The sequence below is a fragment of the Vibrio sp. vnigr-6D03 genome, assembly GCF_002835515.1.
In the GTDB taxonomy this organism is placed as follows: Bacteria; Pseudomonadota; Gammaproteobacteria; order Enterobacterales; family Vibrionaceae; genus Vibrio; species Vibrio penaeicida.
Map to the genome: position 1 here is coordinate 131,291 of NZ_PIZL01000008.1, position 19,204 is coordinate 150,494.

Genomic DNA, 19,204 nt, shown 5'->3' on the forward strand with positions numbered 1-19,204 from the left:
TTACTCCTTATGCGCTGTTTGGATTGCTGAAATAACCGCTTGCGCTTTACCGCGAGTTTCATCGGCTTCTGCTTGAGGGTTAGAATCGTAAACCACACCTGCACCTGCTTGTACTTGTGCAATACCATCTTCGATGTAAGCGGAACGAATAACGATACAGGTATCTAAATCCCCTTCACCGGTCAGGTATCCAACGGCACCACCATAACTACCACGGCGTGCTTTCTCGACATCCCGTATAAGTTGCATCGCGCGGATTTTTGGTGCACCAGTTAGCGTGCCCATGTTCATGCACGCTTGATAAGCATGCAGTGCGTCTAAATCTTCACGCAGTTGGCCTACAACGCGTGACACTAGATGCATTACGTGGCTATAACGGTCGACTTTCAGTAAATCGGCAACATGTCTGGTACCCGCTTCGGAGATACGAGCCACGTCATTACGCGCTAAATCAACCAGCATCATGTGCTCGGCGTTTTCTTTCATGTCTGTACGCAGTTCTAATTCAATACGGCTATCGAGGTCGAAGTCGATGCCACCATCTGCTCTTTTTCCACGAGGGCGTGTTCCTGCAATAGGATAGATTTCCACTTGATTGGTGGTGGTTTCGTATTTCAAAGCGCTCTCTGGAGAGGCACCAAATAAAGTGAAAAGCTCATCGTGCATGTAGAACATGTAAGGGCTTGGATTGCTGCGCTTCAGTTCTTTGTATGCAGCCAATGGCGAAGGACAAGGTAGCGTAAAACGTCGTGATGGAACGACTTGGAAGACGTCACCTTTTACCACGTATTCTTTCAAGTCGGTAACGGTTTGGCAGAATACCTCATCAGAGATACTTGGAACGGCGTTTACGTCACCTAGTTTTTGAGCATCTTTTAGCGGTGCTGGCTCATGACTTTTTTCGGCTATATCCGCTAATCGTGCTTTTAATGTTTGTTCTGTCGAGCTATCACCATCAAATTGCGTAGCTTGGACCGTGCATTGCCTAGTTTGGTGATCCACTACCATAAGGGTTTCAGCTACATAAAATACGTAGTCAGGGCATGAGTTAGTGGCGTCTGCATGTCCAAGTGGTTCGAAGTTTGCCACGTGGTCATACGCAAACAACCCACCCATAAATATCGTGTGCTTATCTTTGTTTTTGAGGTCGTAGCTGTGTTGCACAAGACGAAGCGCGTCAAAGCTTGAGGCTTCACGTAAGCGGCTGTCTTCATCTAAATTGGCATCAGGTTCTTCGAAATCTAAAACTAAGCTATCGTCGCTTAAGGCATATTCAACATCATGATGTAAATTGGTCGAAAGGCGTTTAATCAGGTGACGACCGTTTTCTGTTAGGGCTTCGTACACCACTTGGTGACCGCGACAGACAATTCGAACAGCGGCATCAACGAGCAACCAACTGCTTAGGTTTTCTTTGGAATCAATCTCTGCAGACTCAAGTAAGAGGCTGTTGGTTTTTTCTGAGCAAAGCACCTGAAAAAGGCGTGTAGGATCTTCGCTGTAAGGCACGGACATTGGGTGAAGTGTTACTTGTCCTTTCTCTTTTATCATTATGGCCTTATTCACAAGACCTCCTTTTGATTAAACACGTTTCTCAAAATACATACTCGCATATTCAACTCTTCGCCCCAATCTTGGAAAGCGTTGTTTTGCTGCATTATTGTTCGGTTGAATGTGAGTAAGTCGACAAAACGAAAAAGCCCGCTCAGTGAGCGGGCTATTTCTTCAAGATTCTATAAATCAGGTTAATGCAATAGCCCGCGTAGGTTTTAACCACACACGCCACCACGAAGCAACAACTATGTTTGAAGCAGCCACTAAGCTTGCTACAACATTGTCTGCTGTTACTTTGTCGTTATGTTGTGAGTTAAATTCCTGTAACATGAGCAACCTTAGTGCGTAATCTGAAACTGTGTACTAGTTAACTAGTGCAAGGAAAAAAAGTCAAGCATAAATATGAAAATAGATCTTCATAGCCATACCACCGCATCGGATGGACGGCTGACACCATCACAATTAATAGACAGAGCCCTTGAATTTGGGTTGCATACTCTTGCGATTACCGATCACGATACGGTTGACGGCTTACCTATTGCGCACGAGTACATTCGAGAAAATAATCTACCACTCACGTTGATTGATGGGATTGAGATATCAACGGTTTGGCAAAACAAAGACATTCATATTGTTGGACTTGGTGTAGATACGGATCATCCAGCACTCCAAACGTTGATCAAAGAACAAAAGCAAAGAAGGACTGAGCGCTCAGAGCTGATGGCGCAGAGGCTGGAAAAGGTCACACAAGAAGGCGTGCTAGAAGGGGTAAAAGCCATAGCCGGAGAAGCTTCGCTTACCCGAGCGCATTTTGCTAAATGGCTCGTGGATAATGGCTATGCGAAAACCATGCAGCAAGTATTTAAAAAATATCTCACACGCAACAATCCAGGCTATGTTCCACCTGCATGGTGTTCTATTTCTGAAGCCGTAGATGCAATTCATCAAGCTGGAGGGCAGGCGGTACTGGCACATCCGGGTCGATATCAGTTAACCGCGAAATGGATAAAGCGCCTCATTACTGCGTTTTGTGAAGCGGGTGGTGATGCTATGGAAGTGGCTCAACCACAACAAGCGCAACAAGAACGACGCACTCTTGCCGATTATGCTATACAATACAAACTATTAGCTTCCCAAGGTTCTGACTTCCATTATCCTTCACCGTGGATGGAGCTGGGAAGAAATCTATGGCTGCCCTCTGGTGTTGAGCCAGTATGGAAAGACTGGGGCCTCACCCCACACTCAAGAGACGAAGAGCTCGTAAGCGAGGAAGATTAATGAGCCAATTTTTTTACATTCATCCTGAAAACCCGCAAGCACGTTTAATTACCCAATCTGTTGCGATTATTCGCAATGGTGGTGTTGTTGTGTACCCAACTGATTCTGGCTATGCCCTTGGGTGCCAGCTTGAAAACAAACAAGCGCTAGATCGCATCTGTCGGATCCGAAAGTTGGACGATAAACATAATTTTACCTTGCTGTGCCGTGATTTATCGGAGCTTTCGCTTTACGCCAGAGTCGACAATACAGCATTCCGGCTTTTGAAAAGTAATACTCCTGGGCCTTTCACCTTTATTTTTAAGGGTACGAAAGAAGTACCTCGTCGCTTGATGAACTCAAAGAAAAAAACCATCGGTATCCGTGTTCCAGACAATGTGATTGCGCTAGAGCTGTTAGAAGCGCTAGGTGAACCTTTGATGTCTACGACATTGATTTTACCGGGCAGCGACGTAGCGGAGTCGGACCCTGAAGACATTCGCGATAAGCTAGAACATGCCGTTGATGTGATTCTAAATGGTGGCTATTTAGGCGAGCAACCCACGACGGTGATTGACTTTAGCGAAGGCGACCCTGTTATTGCTCGTGTCGGTGCTGGCGATCCAGCTGCATTTGAGTAAGAAATCATCTCGAAAGAGAAACAGACCCTAGATTTTTGTGGTGGATATCTGCGATAATACGCGCCCATCAAACTGGTGGCATCAAATTTTGCACTCGACGTCTGTGAAGGCGACACATAGGTAAATAAATGAGCGAAAAGTTACAGAAAATTTTAGCGCGTGCTGGTCACGGTTCACGCCGTGAGATTGAAGCGTTAATCAAAGCTGGGCGTGTTAGCGTGAACGGTATCGTTGCTAAGCTTGGCGAACGCTTGGAAGATGAGAATGCAGTTGTTCGTATTGACGGACATAACGTATCTGTAAAAGCATCGGAAGAAGTGGTTTGTCGTGTACTAGCCTACTACAAACCGGAAGGTGAGCTTTGTACTCGCCACGACCCTGAAGGTCGCCGCACGGTATTTGACCGTTTGCCTAAAATTCAAGGGGCTCGCTGGGTATCAGTTGGTCGTCTTGATGCGAATACCTCTGGCTTATTGTTGTTTACCACAGATGGTGAGCTTGCAAATCGATTGATGCACCCATCTCGTCAGGTAGATCGTGAGTACCTTGTTCGTGTGTTCGGTGAAGTCACCGAGAAAATGATCCAGAACTTGGTTCGTGGTGTTAAGCTTGAAGATGGCATGGCTCGCTTTGAAGATGTTGTTTACGCCGGTGGTGAAGGTATGAACCATACTTTCTACGTCGTAATCAATGAAGGTCGTAACCGTGAAGTTCGCCGTTTGTGGGAATCTCAAGGGCCGACTGTAAGCCGACTTAAGCGTGTTCGTTATGGTGATATCTTCTTAGACAAGAAGTTGCCTCGCGGCGGTTGGATGGAGCTTGAACTAAAAGAAGTAAACTACTTGAGAGAGATGGTAGAGCTTCAACCAGAAAACACTTCAATGATTGACCCACACAACTCATCTCGCAACCGTGATCGTTCACGTAGCCAGAAAATCCGACGCGCAGTTAAGCGCCACGAAGAGCGTGTGAGCAAGCCAGCTGGCAGAAGCAATCAACGCCGTAAACCAGGAAAGCCAGCAAAACCTACGAAATCGACTCGTCGCCAAGGTTAAAACCTTTCAGCTTTCTATTCAGAGCCTCGCCATTGTGCGAGGCTTTTGTTTTTCTAGCCTTATGCAGAAGAGTAGGGGCATCACGCTTAGAGTGATGTTCTTACCAGTATTCGTTCTCCAATCCACATCAGTAGCTTAGGTATGTACTCATCATGTGATTGTGCGTATCTTCTCTCGACATTCCCACTAGCCAAACTGCCATTTAAAAAATCGATGTTAGGGGGATATTTAAATAAATCAGACAAGAATGAGGGGACGAACTTCAAGTTAAAATAGTTTTCCATTATAAAGGGTAATTTCCATTTAATGTTATGTGATAACATATCAAAATATGGATTTCTGATAGGATTGAAAATAAAAAATCACAGTCTTATTAATCTGGAACTACTATTTTATTAATTTCAACTGAATGAGATCATTATTCAATATTCAGTAATCTATTTTTGTTATATTTTTATTTAATAAAAGTGAATAAAAAATAACGACCTAGTGTTAAGTTTTCTCCTTACTATATTTACAATTGTCACTATAAAAATAATACTTAGTTCAATATTATGATTTTTATGGATTTTAATTTAAATCTTAATAGAGTTAACTATTTATGTTGAAAGGCTTTTAATCTAGAAAAACAACATGTAACAATCATTAACTCTGCATATTTTATTTATAATTAACTTAATATAGTGTTTGCATTATCTTTGCTTAGTTTATTTGAAGTGGACAGATTTATACCTTTGTATTACTTAATAGAACCAGATTCTAAATTAAATATTAATATATTTAATTTTTAGAGTTCAGGTATATAGGCTCCTAAATAATCTATAAAATTAATGATATGAGATTATTCGCCATATATCGCCTTTTTTAATAAATGGAATTTTGACCAATTCAGTTGGCAAATATGTTTTAAGTAATCAGGGAATTAAGGCTTGTAATGAGTTCACATGTATTACCAATAAAAAGTAAAGTAGCAGCGGGCATTCTATGCTCACTACTTGGGTTTTCTACTATCGCGCATGGCGCGCCTTCTTCTCACGGTGTTGATTTTGGGGTGGTTAATCAGGATAGATTGATCACAATGCTGAAAAAGACGGGTGTTATTTCAAAAGAAGCAAATGAGACTGAATCTGAAAGGGCACTTTATGCATACCTTTCTTCTATTCATGTTCAAAAACCTGAAAAAGGGGAATTAGCCACGTACGAGGAAAAAAGAAATAAGCACCTATTGGGGTTAATGTCTTCTGATATATCAAACAATATACCTGCAACCATTGCGAGATCGATACCAGAAAGTAATTGGGTTGGACCTATTACCCAAGACAAAGTTCTCGCTATTTTAATTGAGTTTCCAGATTATCCAGCCAATATGGTCACTCCAGACGAAACGTCGAATTATTATGACGATTACACGCCTTCACACTACCAAAATATGTTATTCGGTCAAAGTGGTTACGTGGGAAGTAATGGCAAAAATCTCATTTCCATGGTGCAGTTTTATGAGCAGCAATCTGGTGGTTCATATACGCAAATTGGAGGCGTTGCTGGTTGGTATAAAGCTCAGCATCCCGCTGCTTTTTACGGTGCACAAAAGGGAAGCACAAAGGATGTGAATGCCCGAGATTTGGTTAGGGAAGCATTAGTGGCTGCTGCCGCAGATCCAAGTGTAAACCTGAGTGATTATGATCTCGAAGACCGTTATGACCTAGATGGTGATGGTAATTACCGTGAACCGGATGGCTTGGTCGATCACATCATGATTTTCCATTCCGGTGTTGGGCAAGAAGCTGGGGGCGGCAACTTAGGTTCCGACGCGATATGGTCGCATCGATGGAATTTGGGTAAAGTCTTTGAACTTGAAGGCACATCATCGTCAGTTCCTAACTGGGGTGGAATGATGGCCGCATATGATTACACCATTCAGCCAATTGACGCTGCAGCGGGTGTTGCGGCGCACGAATATGGGCACGATCTTGGTCTTCCCGATGAATATGACACGGTTTATGGTCAGGATGAATGGGGAAGTACACCAGGAGAACCAGTTTCTTATTGGTCTATCATGTCTTCTGGTTCATGGGCTGGGTTGATCCCGGGTACTGAGCCAACAGGCTTTAGCCCATGGGCGAGACAGTTCTTGCAAAACTCGTTGGGCGGAAATTGGCTACATGGTAAAACAGTCGAGTTTGACCAGTTAAATACCGTTCCTCAATCGATCACGCTTGATCAGGCGAACTCGAAAGGTGCAAATCACGACTATTTACGTATTAACCTTCCACCAAAAATCGTGAAGTTAATGGATGTTGTAGGAGCTCAATCGTTTTACTCTCAGCGAGGTGATAACCTAAACACCAATATTCATTTTGATGTGGCTATTCCAAATGCTGCATCGGCAGCGTTGACGTTTAAGGTGAACTACGACATCGAAGACGAATACGATTTTGGTCGTGTTTTGGTTAATGGAACCCCTATTGCCGGTAACATTACGACCACTTACGATCCGCACGAAATTGGTTATGGCATCGGTTTTACAGGTGTTTCAAATGGTTGGGTAGACGCGACGTTTGACCTAACTGCATACGCAGGTCAGACAGTAACCATTTCATTTAACTATCTAACGGATGGTGGATACGTGAAGAATGGGTACTGGTTTGATGAAGTTACGGTTAGCGCGGATTCTCAAACTTTGGCTTACTTCAACGCGGAATCTAGTTCACCTGAGCTAACCCTTGATGGCATGGCGCTGAATGACGGTAGCTTTGAGCACGAGCACTACTACCTTGCTGAGTGGCGTCAACATGAAGGTGTTGATAAAGGCCTTGCACACATCAATCGCAATAACCACATTATGACGTTTGATGAGGGGCTGGTGCTCTGGTATGTCGACACCTCTCACACAGATAATGGTGTCGCTTCTCACCCAGGTGAAGGTTGGTTAGGTGTGGTGGATGCGGATCGCAACCCGCAGTTCTGGAGTGATGGTACGCCAGCGACTTCTCGCTACCAAGTACGTGATGCTGCGTTTAACACAAAAACGGGCAAGCAAATTCACCTCGTGGATAAGAAGGGGCTAACATTAGACGACCCTTATGTTGTCGCAAACCCGATGTTTGCAGACTGGGAAGATTACTCGAACCCAATTCGCCCTGCGACAGGTAGATTAACTCCACACTATGGAATTGTACTTCAGGTTGTGGATCAAGCCGAAGATGGCAGTACGGCAACGGTTAATCTAATGAAGCTGTGGTAATGGAGAGCCTTTTCTTCACTCACAGAGTAACTTACGATTTAGTAACTTAGTAACAATTAAAAAGCCCACCGACATAAAGTCTGTGGGCTTTTTTGTTAGAGCGTGTTGCCAAAGCAACGATCAGTCTCTTTTCCAAAGTATATGGCAGAATTTGTTATCTGGGTCGCGGCTAACCAGTAGGCGAGCAAACACATCGTCGAGTTCGTCGCTTTCTTCGTTGACTAAGCCAATTCTCACTTCAGCGTAAACTTCTTTATCTATATCGAATCCAACATGACCAACCCAGTCGTCACCTGTTTCGACTAGCTCTGCAGCGCCGCGATCTTCAAATTGAGCCGTAAAAATGATGACATCGGCTGGTTCTAAATTGTCGGGTGCCATTTCGAGAAAGATATCGTATGCGGCATCGATGACATCATCAAAAGAAATTAAATCGGTCATGTTATTAAGCTCGGTTCATGTATTTGCGTTCGGTCGTATGCACAACGATGCGATCACCTGTGGAAATGTATTCGGGAACTTGTACCGTCAAGCCTGTAGCAAAACGGGCTGGCTTGGTACGAGCAGACGCTGAAGCCCCTTTGATTGAAGGATCGGTTTCTTCAATCACCAGTTCAACGGTAGACGGTAGTTCCAGACCAACCGGCTGGTCATTAACAACCAATACCTGTAAGCCTTGAGTTTCTTCGTTAATAAACAATAGCTCGTCGGCAATGTCGTCTTGCTTGAAGTTAAACTGAGTGTAGTCTTCGTTGTCCATGAAGATGTACTCATCGCCGTCGATGTAGGAGAAGACAACATTACGCTTTGCCATGTCGGTCGTATCAACAACATCGTCAGATTTAAAGCGCTCATCAACGCGCGAGCCATTTGATAAGTCGGTACAACGCAGCTTGTAGATTTTTGCGCCGCCACGTCCACCTGGTGTCGTAACTTCAATGTCTTTAATTAGCAATGTTTTACCATTTGAGATGATGGCAAACCCTTTTTTTAACTCGCTAGCCCTTGGCATATAAGATTCCTAAATATTTTTACAACCTGAAATTATACTCAAGTTACTTCAATATGCTAGGCTCAGCGCGCTAGTTTAAGAGGATGGGAGTATCCTCACACTACCTTGAGCGTAAGTTAGCATTATTTCTACGAGTAGACTTGATCGAACGCGAATGCTGGGCGAATATGATTGAGTCTAAATACTCCAGTCAAAAATGCGGAATACTCTTTTGAACACAACCACTTCACTGCCGGTTATCGACCCTAAACAGCCTTTCCAACCCGACTTTCAGTCGGTCATTAATGAAGTACTTGCTTTCCTTACCAGAGGGTTAACCTCTAACCTTCACAGTGTTTATATTTTTGGTAGTGTTGCTCGTAAGAGTGCAAAAGTAGGCCATTCCAATCTCGATATTGTTATCGTGACCCAAAGGCCACTTTCCGATAAAGAACACACTATAGTTAAAACCATCAAATGGCGATTCTCTAAGCAATACAACCATTTGATTACCGGAATTCAATTCCAGTTTGGCATGATGCCAGAAATCCTAAGTTTAGATGGCATCTTTACGTGGGGCTTTATGCTTAGGCACTGTTGCGTATGCGTACATGGCGAAGATCTTTCGCAAAGCTTTGGCGATTTTGAGCCTAGCTGGGAAATAGCTAAACATTGGAACATGGATGTAGGGGAATGGGTAACGCTTTACAGACAAAAAATTGCAAAAGCGAATGCCGATATTGAAATGCGTTACCTTCAAAAGGTGATTGCAAAGAAGCTGCTTAGAGCCAGTTATTCGTTGATTATGTACAAAGACAAGCAGTGGATAGAGAACCCAGTAGAATGCGGGAAACAGTTTCTGCGTTATTACCCAAAGAAAAAAGTTGAAATTCAACGCCTTGTTATTTTGTTTCAAGGTAAACCCGTACCTAAACGCTCTATCATTGGGATACTCGACGGTTACGGAAAGTGGCTAGTGAAGGCGTATGAAAAAACCGAGTTTCGAATTGGGTAAAATATAGGAATAAGATCAGCTGGAAACGCCACAGAATGTGGCGTTTTTTGTATTCAAGACCTGAAATCTTCCGTGGATAGCATGAAATCAGCGTGGTCTCATTTTCGGGAAGAGGTTCTTTGTAACCCTGTGCTAATGTTAGCTAGGGTGGTTTTGTCGAGGTTTGACATGCAGATTTGGAATCGAGCGGACAAACTAAAGATGCTGATATTTCGGGGGGATCAGGAGTCCTTCACTAAGCATTTATGGTCTTCGTTGCTTGCACTGCGTGAAGGAATGCTGTGGACGGTACCCTGCTTAATGTTGTCATCGATCGTCTTATTTGTCGCCGCTATAGGTGATTTTTTCCACAGCGAAAGACCTGTCTGGGTTGAGCTCAGTTTTACTGTGTACTCAGAGCTTACCGCGATATTCCCGATTCTACTCACCGCGTCCATATCTTCAATTCTTGCGATGCAATACCGCTTACCCAGACCACCCGTTGCCTTATTGTCCATCGCCTATTTGGTCGTTGTTCAAGAACTCATTCCCGACGAGCAAGTTATGGTTATGTACAGCGTCATTATGGCGATTGTGACACCACTGTATTTTGTTCCTATTTTGAGTTGGTCAGTGAAGCAAAAATGGAGCACATTAACCAGCTTGGACAGTGCTGGTCAGATAGTGAAAGAATCTTTAAATATGATATTGCCTGCTATTGTAGTTGGTGGCTGCACCATTCTTATCAATATGGTGTTTATTACGTCTCTATCTAACATCATATCTGTGGATATGAGGCTGTTGGATTATGCCAATGAACCTTACTCGTTTGGGTTAGTTTTTAGCTTCCTAAATTCGGTATTTTGGTTTCTGGGTATTCACGGGTATTACGCATTGCTGCCAATGGTTGAATTGCTTATCGAGGCGGTCAACCTGAATCATTCCACTGTGATTTCTGGCGGTGAAGCCTTTTATCATATGAATTTATCGTTTATGGGAAGCTTTGTGTTCATTGGAGGAAGTGGGGCAACATTCTCGCTGATCCTTGCATTATTGATGGTCGCCAAACAACCGTCTTTCAAAGTGATTGCTTTGGCAAGCATACCTATTGCTGCTGTTAACGTGAACGAACTGTTGCTCTTTGGGTTACCTATTATTTTCAACCCCAGGTTAATCATCCCTTTTATTTTAGTTCCTATGATGAATGTCGTGGTGAGTCTGTTTGCTATTGAAAGCGGCTGGGTATCCTCCCCCAGTGTTTCTTTGCCTTTTCTTAGCCCCGTCTTTGTGAATGCATGGATTGCAACTCAGGGCGATATAGGTGCTGTCTTCTTACAAATTTTTAATATTTTTCTAGGCACTTTAATCTATTTGCCATTTGTTTTGGGGTTGGAGCGTTCGTATTCTCGACACTCTATCTTTTTCACCGCACTGGATACCAGCTATACGAGGCGGCAGGAAGAGGCATTTACATTGAACGATGATCCTATTTCCACTATGCAATCCCGAGTGAGAAATGAAGCGAACTTGGAAAGTCACCTCGAAATCATTAGTACCAAAGAGTTCTGCCTTGAATATCAGCCTCAAATCGATGCAAACAGCTTAGAGATTATAGGGTGTGAAGCGTTAGTTAGAGCGAAAGACAAAAGCGGTAACGTGGAATACCCGAATCGATTTATTCCATGGCTTGAGCAAGCAGGGATGATGAAAGAACTTGATCTTTGGGTTGTGAAAAACGTGGTTAATGATTTAGATCAGTGGTTACGAAAAGATGTGAGTGTTGAAGTGAGTATCAATATAACCCCTCAGTCACTCATGGATGAACAAACCTTACAAGAAATTGAGCGGCTCGTTACCCCATATGCTGGCAACATTCATATTGAGATTACCGAACAAAGCTTGTTGTCTGATCAACGTAAAATAACAATGGCGATGAACCGGTTACACCTTATGGGTGTTCAGATTTTCATTGATGATTTTGGTACTGGTTTTTCATCTTTAAGTTATCTCAATAAGTTTGAAATAGACGCCCTTAAAATAGATCGAAGTTTTGTTGATGCTCTGAACTCTGAAAAAGGAAAAAAAGTCTTTAATAGCTTGTTGGGAATCGCGTCGGAGTTGCAGCTAAACGTGGTGGTTGAAGGCGTCGAGAAAGACAGCCAACTTGAGGCGGTTCCCTTAAGGAATGGTATTTCAGTACAAGGTTGGTATTTCAGTAAATCGCTCTCTAGCAATGAGTTTGTCCGCTACTACCAAGAGAGCAAAATGAAAATACGTGTTTAGCGCCATTCGCTTCCGCGCTACGCTATGTTGCCATCAGCCATCAGCCATCAGCCATCAGCCATCAGCCACCAGCCATCAGCCATCAGCCATCCCAACCTTGGCTACCGGAATTTCAGTTATTCGCAAGGGGGAGCGAGATGAATCATCGCCAGACCACCTAACGATGTTTCTCGGTATTTTTTATTCATATCTTTACCGGTGCGATACATGGTATCGATCACTTTATCCAAAGATATCAAACATTTGCTGGTCCGTTTTAGCGCCATTCTAGACGCGTTGATCGCTTTAACCGCACCCATGGCGTTTCTTTCAATGCAGGGAACTTGAACAAGCCCTCCAATTGGGTCGCAGGTCATTCCTAGAGAATGTTCCATTGCAATTTCTGCTGCAATGCAAATCTGTTCATTGCTGCCACCTCGTAAGGCTGTAAGCCCAGCGGCGGCCATAGAAGACGAGACACCGATCTCGCCTTGGCAGCCGACCTCGGCTCCAGAGATTGATGCGTTCATTTTGTAGAGCATGCCAATTGCACCAGAAACCGCTAAAAAGTCTCGGATCTGCTTATTATCTAGTGGGCGCAAAAATTGGTGGTAATACATTAATACGGCCGGTATAACACCAGCCGCACCGTTGGTAGGAGAAGTCACCACTTGTCCGCCAGCTGCGTTCTCTTCACTGACGGCGAAAGCGAATAGGTTTATCCAGTCCATGACTTCCATTGGGTCCGTTTCTATCGACGCATTGGCTTCCAGCTTTTTGAGCAACGCAGGGGCTCGTCGGGTAACGTTAAGCCCGCCATCTAATATCCCCTCGGTTTCAAAACCTTTATCCATGCACTGGCTCATTACTTCCCAGATTTGGTCTGCTTTGTTTTCTAAATCGGCTTCGGAGCGATATGCCAGCTCATTTTTTTGTATCAGCCCACCAAGACTTAAACCATTCTTCTCCGCTTGGGTTAATAATTCTTCTGCACTAGAAAAAGGGTAGGGTACGTCATGCTTTTCGTCGTTGTTGGGGTTATTTAACTGCGCTTCTGTTGCAATGAATCCACCACCAATCGAGTAATACGTTTCTTTAGTACATTCGTTATTATCAATATCGTATGCGGTAATGGACATGCCATTCTCATGGAGAGGTAAAGCGTTTTTGTGAAACAGGAGATCTTCATCTCGAATAAACTTGATGGAGTGTTTGCCGCATAGCAAGAGCTTGTCTTTTTTCGAGCATTCGGCAAGTAACTGGTTTGCGTCAGAAATATTGATACTAGAAGGTTCATTTCCCATTAAACCCAACAATACCGCTCTGTCTGTGTGGTGCCCAACTCCCGTTAGGGAAAGAGAGCCAAACAGATCAACTTGTATACGAGATATCTTGTGCAAAATCGGTATCAGCTTTTGGCCAAATTGATAACCCGCAATCATAGGACCGTTGGTATGTGAGCTTGATGGCCCTACGCCTACTTTGAAGATATCGAATATAGAAAGCATACATTACTCACTGTAATTGTTATTAATATGTTAATTGTAATTTTGAGTTTGCGTATATTCAAAGTTAGAGACAGAGCAATGGTTTAGATCGGGAGCTAGAGCCAAAAAATACCCAGTCATATTGACTGGGTATCATAATTAAAGCCGGTATGAATATGTCCTAAGTCTCAAGTTAACGCTAACTGACCAGTGGTGATGATATCGCTTTCAACATCACTTATTTCGTCAATGTAACTTTCCACAGCTTGTTCAACCAATTCAGTATCTTGAGTAAAGAACGCAAGATGGAATACGGCATCGCCTTCATTGACTAATGGCAAAGTTTGTTGCCCAATAACAATGCCTTCTTTGGGGGCAATGATGCACGTTTCGGTATCACCAAGAGGCGAACTTATGTATGCCAATACCTGATTTTTCGCTACTTTTTCACCCAAAGTAACCACTGTGCGTAACATGCCATCGCTATTGGCTCTGGTCCAGTTTGTCGATTTCGCTATCACAGGTTCTGGGTATTTCTTCCGGCTTTCTCTTAACATACCTGCAGCTTGCATAACCCGCTTTATGCCTAGCAAACCAGCGCTGATTGATAGAGGCTCAAAACGGAGCGCTTCACCAGCCTCGTAAGTTAAGGTTGGAATACCAAGCCGCTCCGCTTCACTACGAAGCGAACCATCGCGTAGCGCTGCATCGACAACAACGGGTGTATTAAATGCTTTAGCAAGCCTTAGCGTTTCTTCATTGTCCAAATTCGCTCTAATTTGAGGTAAATTGGTTCTGTGTATGGCACCCGTGTGAAAATCCAAAATGATATCGCAGCGAGTCGCCACCTTGCTAAAGAACGAATACGCCATTCGAGAAGCGAGCGAACCTTTTTCTGAACCCGGAAAACAGCGGTTCAAGTCGCGTCGGTCAGGCAAATAGCGTGACTTATGAATAAACCCGAATACGTTCACAATAGGCACAGCGATTACCGTGCCTTTGAGTTTAGCGGGATCTATCGTCTTCGATAGCTGGCGCACCATTTCAACACCATTGAGCTCATCACCATGGATAGCAGCGTTCACCATCATAACGGGACCAGCGTATTTACCATTGATCACCTCAATTTGAATAGAGAGCGGTGAATGGGTATACAGTTTCGCCGCTTCCAGTTCAAACGTAGATCGTTCACCTGGTTCCGTGATGTGATTGAGCAATTCAAAGCTCTGATTTCTTTTAGCCTTTGCCACGTGTCTTGGTTCCTTTAATTGCTGCATTTTTTTCAATGAAATCAATGATCATTCCAGCCACGTCTTTGCCTGTCGCTTTTTCAATGCCTTCAAGACCAGGTGACGAGTTAACTTCCATTACTAAAGGACCGCGCTCAGAGCGCAGCAAATCTACACCTGCAACATTTAAGCCCATCGCTTTAGCCGCTGCGACGGCTGTTTTACGTTCTTCAGGGGTGATCTTCACCAAAGATGCCGTTCCCCCACGATGCAAGTTAGAGCGAAATTCACCTTCAGCGCCTTGACGTTTCATAGCCGCGATCACTTTGTCACCGATGACAAAGCAACGGATGTCTGCACCGCCAGCTTCCTTTACAAACTCTTGAACCATGATGTTGGCTTTCAGCCCCATAAAAGCTTCGATAACACTTTCCGCTGCTTTTTTGGTTTCTGCCAAAACCACACCAATACCTTGAGTACCTTCAAGCAGTTTGATCACAACAGGCGCACCGCCCACCATGTCTAATAAATCTTTTACGTCATCGGGCTTGCTTGCAAAACCCGTTACAGGCATACCAATGCCTTTGCGAGAAAGTAGCTGCAGAGAGCGTAACTTGTCGCGTGAACGAGTAATTGCCACTGACTCGTTTACTGGAAACACGCCCATCATTTCGAATTGGCGCAACACCGCTGTACCGTAAAACGTTACAGATGCACCTATTCTTGGGATAACAGCGTCGAATCCAGTAAGTTCCTCACCTTTAAAGTGCACTTCAGGTTTATCTGAGTTGATATTCATATAACAACGCAGGGCATCAATAACCTTAACTTCATGACCACGATCCTTTGCCGCCTCAATTAAACGGCGAGTAGAGTACAAAGACGCGTTACGAGAAAGGATGCCAATTTTCACTATTTTTTCTCCTCAAGTGGCACTAAAAATGATTCGGTTGGGTCAACAATGATTCGGTCTTGCATGGCAGTTCTGCCAAGCAGCATTCTGAATCGCATGTTTTCTCTGTTTGTTAATGTAATTTCGATGGGCCATTGCTTCCCGCCAAGTGAAAGCAGAGTTTCCACGACGTATCGTTTCTCTTCATGACCGCCAGAATCCCGCACAATTCGTTCATCGATGACTTTGGCTTCACAAACCTGGCTAAGCTCTGTGTTGCCTTGCACTGGGTGCATCCAAAATCGTACCCAAAGCGTGCTGTTCTGAATGAACGTTTCCAACTTATATGCGTGTAAGCATGAAGTCCGCGCACCTGTGTCTATTTTCGCTTTGATACGATCTAGGCGAAGTTCAGGTAGGCTCAGCACTTCTCGCCACCCTACGATGATCTTCTTATTCATTTCGATTACTTAATGTAAAGGCTGGGAACAGCCATGAAGCGATGTACTTGGTCGGTAGACCTTTATAGTACGGCTAACTAATCTGAGTAGAGGAGAATGATTGTCCTCTTAGGTACCCAGTGGTGGCGAATGTATCAAGGAATATTCCGTGCGTCATACAAACATTTTTATCTTCAAGATTAAAAAAAATGATGGAGAGCTAAAGTTCTACTTGGCTCTATTACATTGAGCTCAGTAAGTTAGTTGACAGATGCATTTTTAGTGGTCGGATGATCTACTAATTAAGGAATTTAAGCATTGTCTAAAGCATGATTTATGGTCTATATCTTTATTTGTAAGCTCAACTGCCCGTAGAGAGTGTGTGGATAAAATAACCTTCATAAACAGGCTCCGAGCATTTACCTCCACATCTATTCGACAAAACAACATCTGCAGAGTGCGAAGCGCTCAAAGGTAAGGCTAAGGTTTCGTATGTTTAAGAATTTATCCCTCTCTTTGAAAATAGCATTAGGCACAGGTATCCCACTTGTACTGCTGATTTTTCTTTCAGTCGTCGCGTTAAATAGCTCAAATAATCAAGACGAATCAGGTCATATGGTGGACCATACGCACAAAGTTATACAGCAAGCCATGAAAATTGAAGGTGCGGCTGTGGATATGGAAACTGGGATGCGTGGTTTTCTACTTGCAGGTCAAGAAGGCTTTTTGGAACCGTACGTCAATGGACGAACTCGATTTGGCAACTTGGTTACTGAATTGAAAGAGACAGTAAGTGATAACCCAGCACAGGTTCAGCGCCTCTCTGAAATACAAAGCAATATTAATGCTTGGGTTTCCAATGTGACAGAACCCGCTATTTCGTTACGCAGAGACATCGGTAACGCCAAAACCATGGATGACATGGCCGATTTGGTTGGAGAGGCAAGAGGTAAGGTGTTTTTCGATAAGTTTAGAGAACAAATTGCCACCTTTACTTCACGGGAAAGCAAGTTGTTACAAGCTCGCCAGGAATCGACACGAGAGGTTTCAGCAAACGCTTATCAAACCATTTCGGATTTAGAAACCAATAACTCATGGGTGAACCACACACATGAAGTGATTCGACTTTCTTTAGACCTTACCGCTGCTGCGGTTGATATGGAAACAGGGATGCGAGGGTACTTGCTTGCAGGTAAAACCGAATTTTTACAACCGTATAACAGTGGGAAAAATCGTTTTTTCGACATCAGTAAAGCACTGAAAGAAAAGGTGAGTGATAACCCAATACAAGTTTCCAGAATCAATGCTATTGAAAAGAACATCAGAAACTGGAATAAAAATGTCACAGAACCCGCCATTTCAGATAGAAAGCGAGTGGTCTCTGGGGCGCTATCAATGGATTATATTGCAAATTTGGTCGGGCAAGCGCGAGGCAAACAGTACTTTGATAAGTTCCGAGCGCAAATTGGCGAGATCATTACCGAGGAAGAAAAGCTCATCGTTGAAAGAAGCAAAGAGTCGGCACAAAGCTTTGAGGGCATGAATGCCGCAATAAATGAACTTAATGAGTCGGCTAAATGGGTGGAGCATACCCATAAGGTCATATCGCAGGCAATTGATATTCAAGCTGCAGCCGTGGATATGGAAACAGGTATGCGAGGCTACCTGTTAGCAGGAAAAGTGGAATTTTTAGCACCTTACGAACAGGGTTTTCAGAATTTCAATAAAGGCGTTGATTTACAGAAAAAAACGGTGAGCGATAACCCAGCGCAAGTCAAATTGCTTGAAGAAATCAGAACAACCATTTCAGAGTGGAGGTTGAATGTCACCGAGCCAGCTATTGCGTTACGCTCTAGAATTGGCGATGCCAAAACAATGAACGACGTAGCAAAGTTGGTTGGGGAGGCACGTGGTAAAGTCTATTTTGATAAGTTTAGAGGGCAAATTGCCGAGTTTATTCAAATAGAAGAAAGTTTGATGACGCAAAGACAAGGGGCGGCAGAAACAGCGACGGAAAACACCGCTTACACCATTATTATTGGAACTTTAGCTGCGGTATTGATAGGTGGGGTCGTATCTTGGATTGTGTTGAGAAGTATTGTTCAACCCGTTGAAGAAGTCGCGAGCGGGTTGCGCAAACTTGCTGGTGGGGATTTGACCGTGAATATTGCCGTGGACTCTCAAGATGAGCTGGGCAAAATGTCAGAAAACTTCAATCAAGCGGTTTCCAAAACGAGGCAAGCAATGCGAGAAGTCCTTTCAACGACAAATCAAGTGGCAGAAGGGACTCATGAAATCGCCCAGACAAGTGAGCAAATGGCGCGAGACCTCGATCTGCAAGCTGAACAAGTGGAACATATTTCAACGTCAATCGATGAAATGATGCAAAGCGTTGCTGAAGTGGCCAAGCAATCGACCGATGCAACAAGTAGCGCCAAAGAAGCAGGTGTTACTGCTAATTCTGGTGGTGATATTGTTCGAAATACCATACAGGGTATGAGTTCTATTAACGAAGCGGTAATGGCGTCTTCGAAAAGCGTAGCTGAATTGGGTAAACGTGGTTCCGAGATTGGCGATATTATCAATGTAATCAATGATATTGCAGAGCAAACCAACTTGCTTGCTTTGAATGCGGCAATCGAGGCAGCACGTGCAGGCGAAGCTGGACGAGGTTTTGCGGTGGTTGCGGATGAGGTAAGAACGTTGGCTGATAGAACCACGACAGCGACGGAAGAAATTGCGGGCTCAATCGAAGCGATTCAAAGTGAAACTAAACTTGCAGTAGATAGAATGAACGCTGGAACTAGCCATGTTGAAGAAGGGGTGGAACTGGCAGGTAAAGCTGGAACAAGCTTAGAAGATATTGTTGCAGGTGCCGAAGCTGTCGCCACGATGATAGACAGCATAGCGGCGGCATCGGAAGAACAAGCAAACGCAAGCGTCGCAGTACGTGAAAGCGTGGAAACAGTTTCCGAAGTGTCTAAAAATGCTAACAGCCAAGCGAATCAAGCAGCGTCTTCTGCGAGGGATTTGTCTTCTCAAACTGACAAGCTGAAAACGCTGGTGGCACAGTTTAAAGTAAGTGCATAACAGCCCAATGATCCTAAATAAAGTAAAGAGCCAGACATTGTCTGGCTCTTCAGATTGATGACGAACCC

Annotated in this window: 14 protein-coding genes; 7 read left to right on the forward strand and 7 right to left on the reverse strand. The window is 43.9% G+C overall.

What is annotated here, in order from left to right:
* Positions 1–1,566 carry an anthranilate synthase component 1 gene (locus CW749_RS07370; RefSeq protein WP_180958345.1) on the reverse strand — a complete coding sequence of 522 codons (1,566 nt, stop codon included), beginning with the start codon at positions 1,564–1,566 and terminating at the stop codon, positions 1–3.
* Positions 1,567–1,956: 390 nt separating this feature from the next.
* Here CW749_RS07370 and CW749_RS07375 point away from each other — a divergent pair, with 390 nt between their 5' ends.
* The 4 genes from CW749_RS07375 (at position 1,957) to CW749_RS07390 (ending at position 7,751) form a co-directional block, all read left to right on the forward strand.
* Positions 1,957–2,832: a PHP domain-containing protein gene (locus CW749_RS07375; protein WP_101111383.1), complete on the forward strand. Its 876-nt coding sequence runs from the start codon at positions 1,957–1,959 to the stop codon at positions 2,830–2,832.
* Positions 2,832–3,452, forward strand: coding sequence for an L-threonylcarbamoyladenylate synthase (locus tag CW749_RS07380; protein WP_101111384.1), 621 nt, complete (start codon positions 2,832–2,834; stop codon positions 3,450–3,452). The genes CW749_RS07375 and CW749_RS07380 overlap by 1 nt, the downstream gene beginning before the upstream one ends.
* Positions 3,453–3,580: 128 nt before the next feature.
* Positions 3,581–4,507 (forward strand): 23S rRNA pseudouridine(2605) synthase RluB, encoded by a 927-nt coding sequence (gene rluB, locus CW749_RS07385; RefSeq protein WP_101111385.1) that lies wholly within the window; start codon positions 3,581–3,583, stop codon positions 4,505–4,507.
* A 934-nt stretch (positions 4,508–5,441) separates the two neighbouring features.
* On the forward strand, positions 5,442–7,751 hold the full coding sequence (locus CW749_RS07390) for an immune inhibitor A domain-containing protein (RefSeq protein WP_101111386.1): 2,310 nt from the start codon (positions 5,442–5,444) through the stop codon (positions 7,749–7,751).
* 120 nt (positions 7,752–7,871) lie between these two features.
* Here the strand turns inward: CW749_RS07390 and CW749_RS07395 are convergent, their stop codons facing one another.
* Positions 7,872–8,192, reverse strand: coding sequence for an HI1450 family dsDNA-mimic protein (locus CW749_RS07395; RefSeq protein WP_101111387.1), 321 nt, complete (start codon positions 8,190–8,192; stop codon positions 7,872–7,874).
* A 4-nt stretch (positions 8,193–8,196) separates the two neighbouring features.
* Positions 8,197–8,763, reverse strand: a complete 567-nt coding sequence (gene yeiP / locus CW749_RS07400; protein WP_101111388.1) for an elongation factor P-like protein YeiP — start codon at positions 8,761–8,763, stop codon at positions 8,197–8,199.
* A 211-nt stretch (positions 8,764–8,974) separates the two neighbouring features.
* Here yeiP and CW749_RS07405 point away from each other — a divergent pair, with 211 nt between their 5' ends.
* Together CW749_RS07405 and CW749_RS07410 are read left to right on the forward strand one after the other, a co-directional pair.
* A complete protein-coding gene (locus CW749_RS07405; RefSeq protein WP_237322358.1) occupies positions 8,975–9,757 on the forward strand; it encodes a nucleotidyltransferase domain-containing protein in 783 nt (260 codons plus the stop codon).
* Positions 9,758–9,925: 168 nt separating this feature from the next.
* Positions 9,926–12,019, forward strand: a complete 2,094-nt coding sequence (locus tag CW749_RS07410) for an EAL domain-containing protein (protein ID WP_101111390.1) — start codon at positions 9,926–9,928, stop codon at positions 12,017–12,019.
* A gap of 116 nt (positions 12,020–12,135) precedes the next feature.
* On the opposite strand, the gene CW749_RS07415 is transcribed toward CW749_RS07410, so the two are convergent.
* From CW749_RS07415 to CW749_RS07430, 4 genes are all read right to left on the reverse strand, one after another.
* Complete coding sequence (locus tag CW749_RS07415; RefSeq protein ID WP_101111391.1) at positions 12,136–13,506, reverse strand: L-serine ammonia-lyase; 1,371 nt, start codon at positions 13,504–13,506, stop codon at positions 12,136–12,138.
* A gap of 167 nt (positions 13,507–13,673) precedes the next feature.
* Positions 13,674–14,735, reverse strand: coding sequence for a succinylglutamate desuccinylase/aspartoacylase family protein (locus CW749_RS07420; RefSeq protein ID WP_237322360.1), 1,062 nt, complete (start codon positions 14,733–14,735; stop codon positions 13,674–13,676).
* Positions 14,722–15,627 (reverse strand): 30S ribosomal protein S6--L-glutamate ligase, encoded by a 906-nt coding sequence (gene rimK / locus CW749_RS07425; protein ID WP_101111393.1) that lies wholly within the window; start codon positions 15,625–15,627, stop codon positions 14,722–14,724. Before rimK ends, CW749_RS07420 begins: the two co-directional genes overlap by 14 nt.
* The gene (locus CW749_RS07430; RefSeq protein ID WP_101111394.1) at positions 15,627–16,067 is read right to left on the reverse strand and encodes an ATP-dependent zinc protease; all 441 of its coding nucleotides are present in this window, start codon (positions 16,065–16,067) and stop codon (positions 15,627–15,629) included. Before CW749_RS07430 ends, rimK begins: the two co-directional genes overlap by 1 nt.
* Before the next feature lie 471 nt (positions 16,068–16,538).
* On the opposite strand from CW749_RS07430, the gene CW749_RS07435 reads away from it, so the two are divergent.
* Entirely contained in the window at positions 16,539–19,136 is a 2,598-nt protein-coding gene (locus CW749_RS07435) for a CHASE3 domain-containing protein (RefSeq protein ID WP_101111395.1), read from the forward strand.
* Positions 19,137–19,204 lie beyond the last annotated feature (68 nt).

Coding starts and splice junctions, on each gene's coding strand:
- CW749_RS07375 (WP_101111383.1), top strand. CDS start 1,957: ATGAAAATAGATCTTCATAGCCATACCACCGCATCGGATGGACGGCTG.
- CW749_RS07410 (WP_101111390.1), top strand. CDS start 9,926: ATGCAGATTTGGAATCGAGCGGACAAACTAAAGATGCTGATATTTCGG.
- rluB (WP_101111385.1), top strand. CDS start 3,581: ATGAGCGAAAAGTTACAGAAAATTTTAGCGCGTGCTGGTCACGGTTCA.
- yeiP (WP_101111388.1), bottom strand. CDS start 8,763: ATGCCAAGGGCTAGCGAGTTAAAAAAAGGGTTTGCCATCATCTCAAAT.
- CW749_RS07390 (WP_101111386.1), top strand. CDS start 5,442: ATGAGTTCACATGTATTACCAATAAAAAGTAAAGTAGCAGCGGGCATT.
- CW749_RS07430 (WP_101111394.1), bottom strand. CDS start 16,067: ATGAATAAGAAGATCATCGTAGGGTGGCGAGAAGTGCTGAGCCTACCT.
- CW749_RS07380 (WP_101111384.1), top strand. CDS start 2,832: ATGAGCCAATTTTTTTACATTCATCCTGAAAACCCGCAAGCACGTTTA.
- CW749_RS07395 (WP_101111387.1), bottom strand. CDS start 8,192: ATGACCGATTTAATTTCTTTTGATGATGTCATCGATGCCGCATACGAT.
- CW749_RS07435 (WP_101111395.1), top strand. CDS start 16,539: ATGTTTAAGAATTTATCCCTCTCTTTGAAAATAGCATTAGGCACAGGT.
- CW749_RS07415 (WP_101111391.1), bottom strand. CDS start 13,506: ATGCTTTCTATATTCGATATCTTCAAAGTAGGCGTAGGGCCATCAAGC.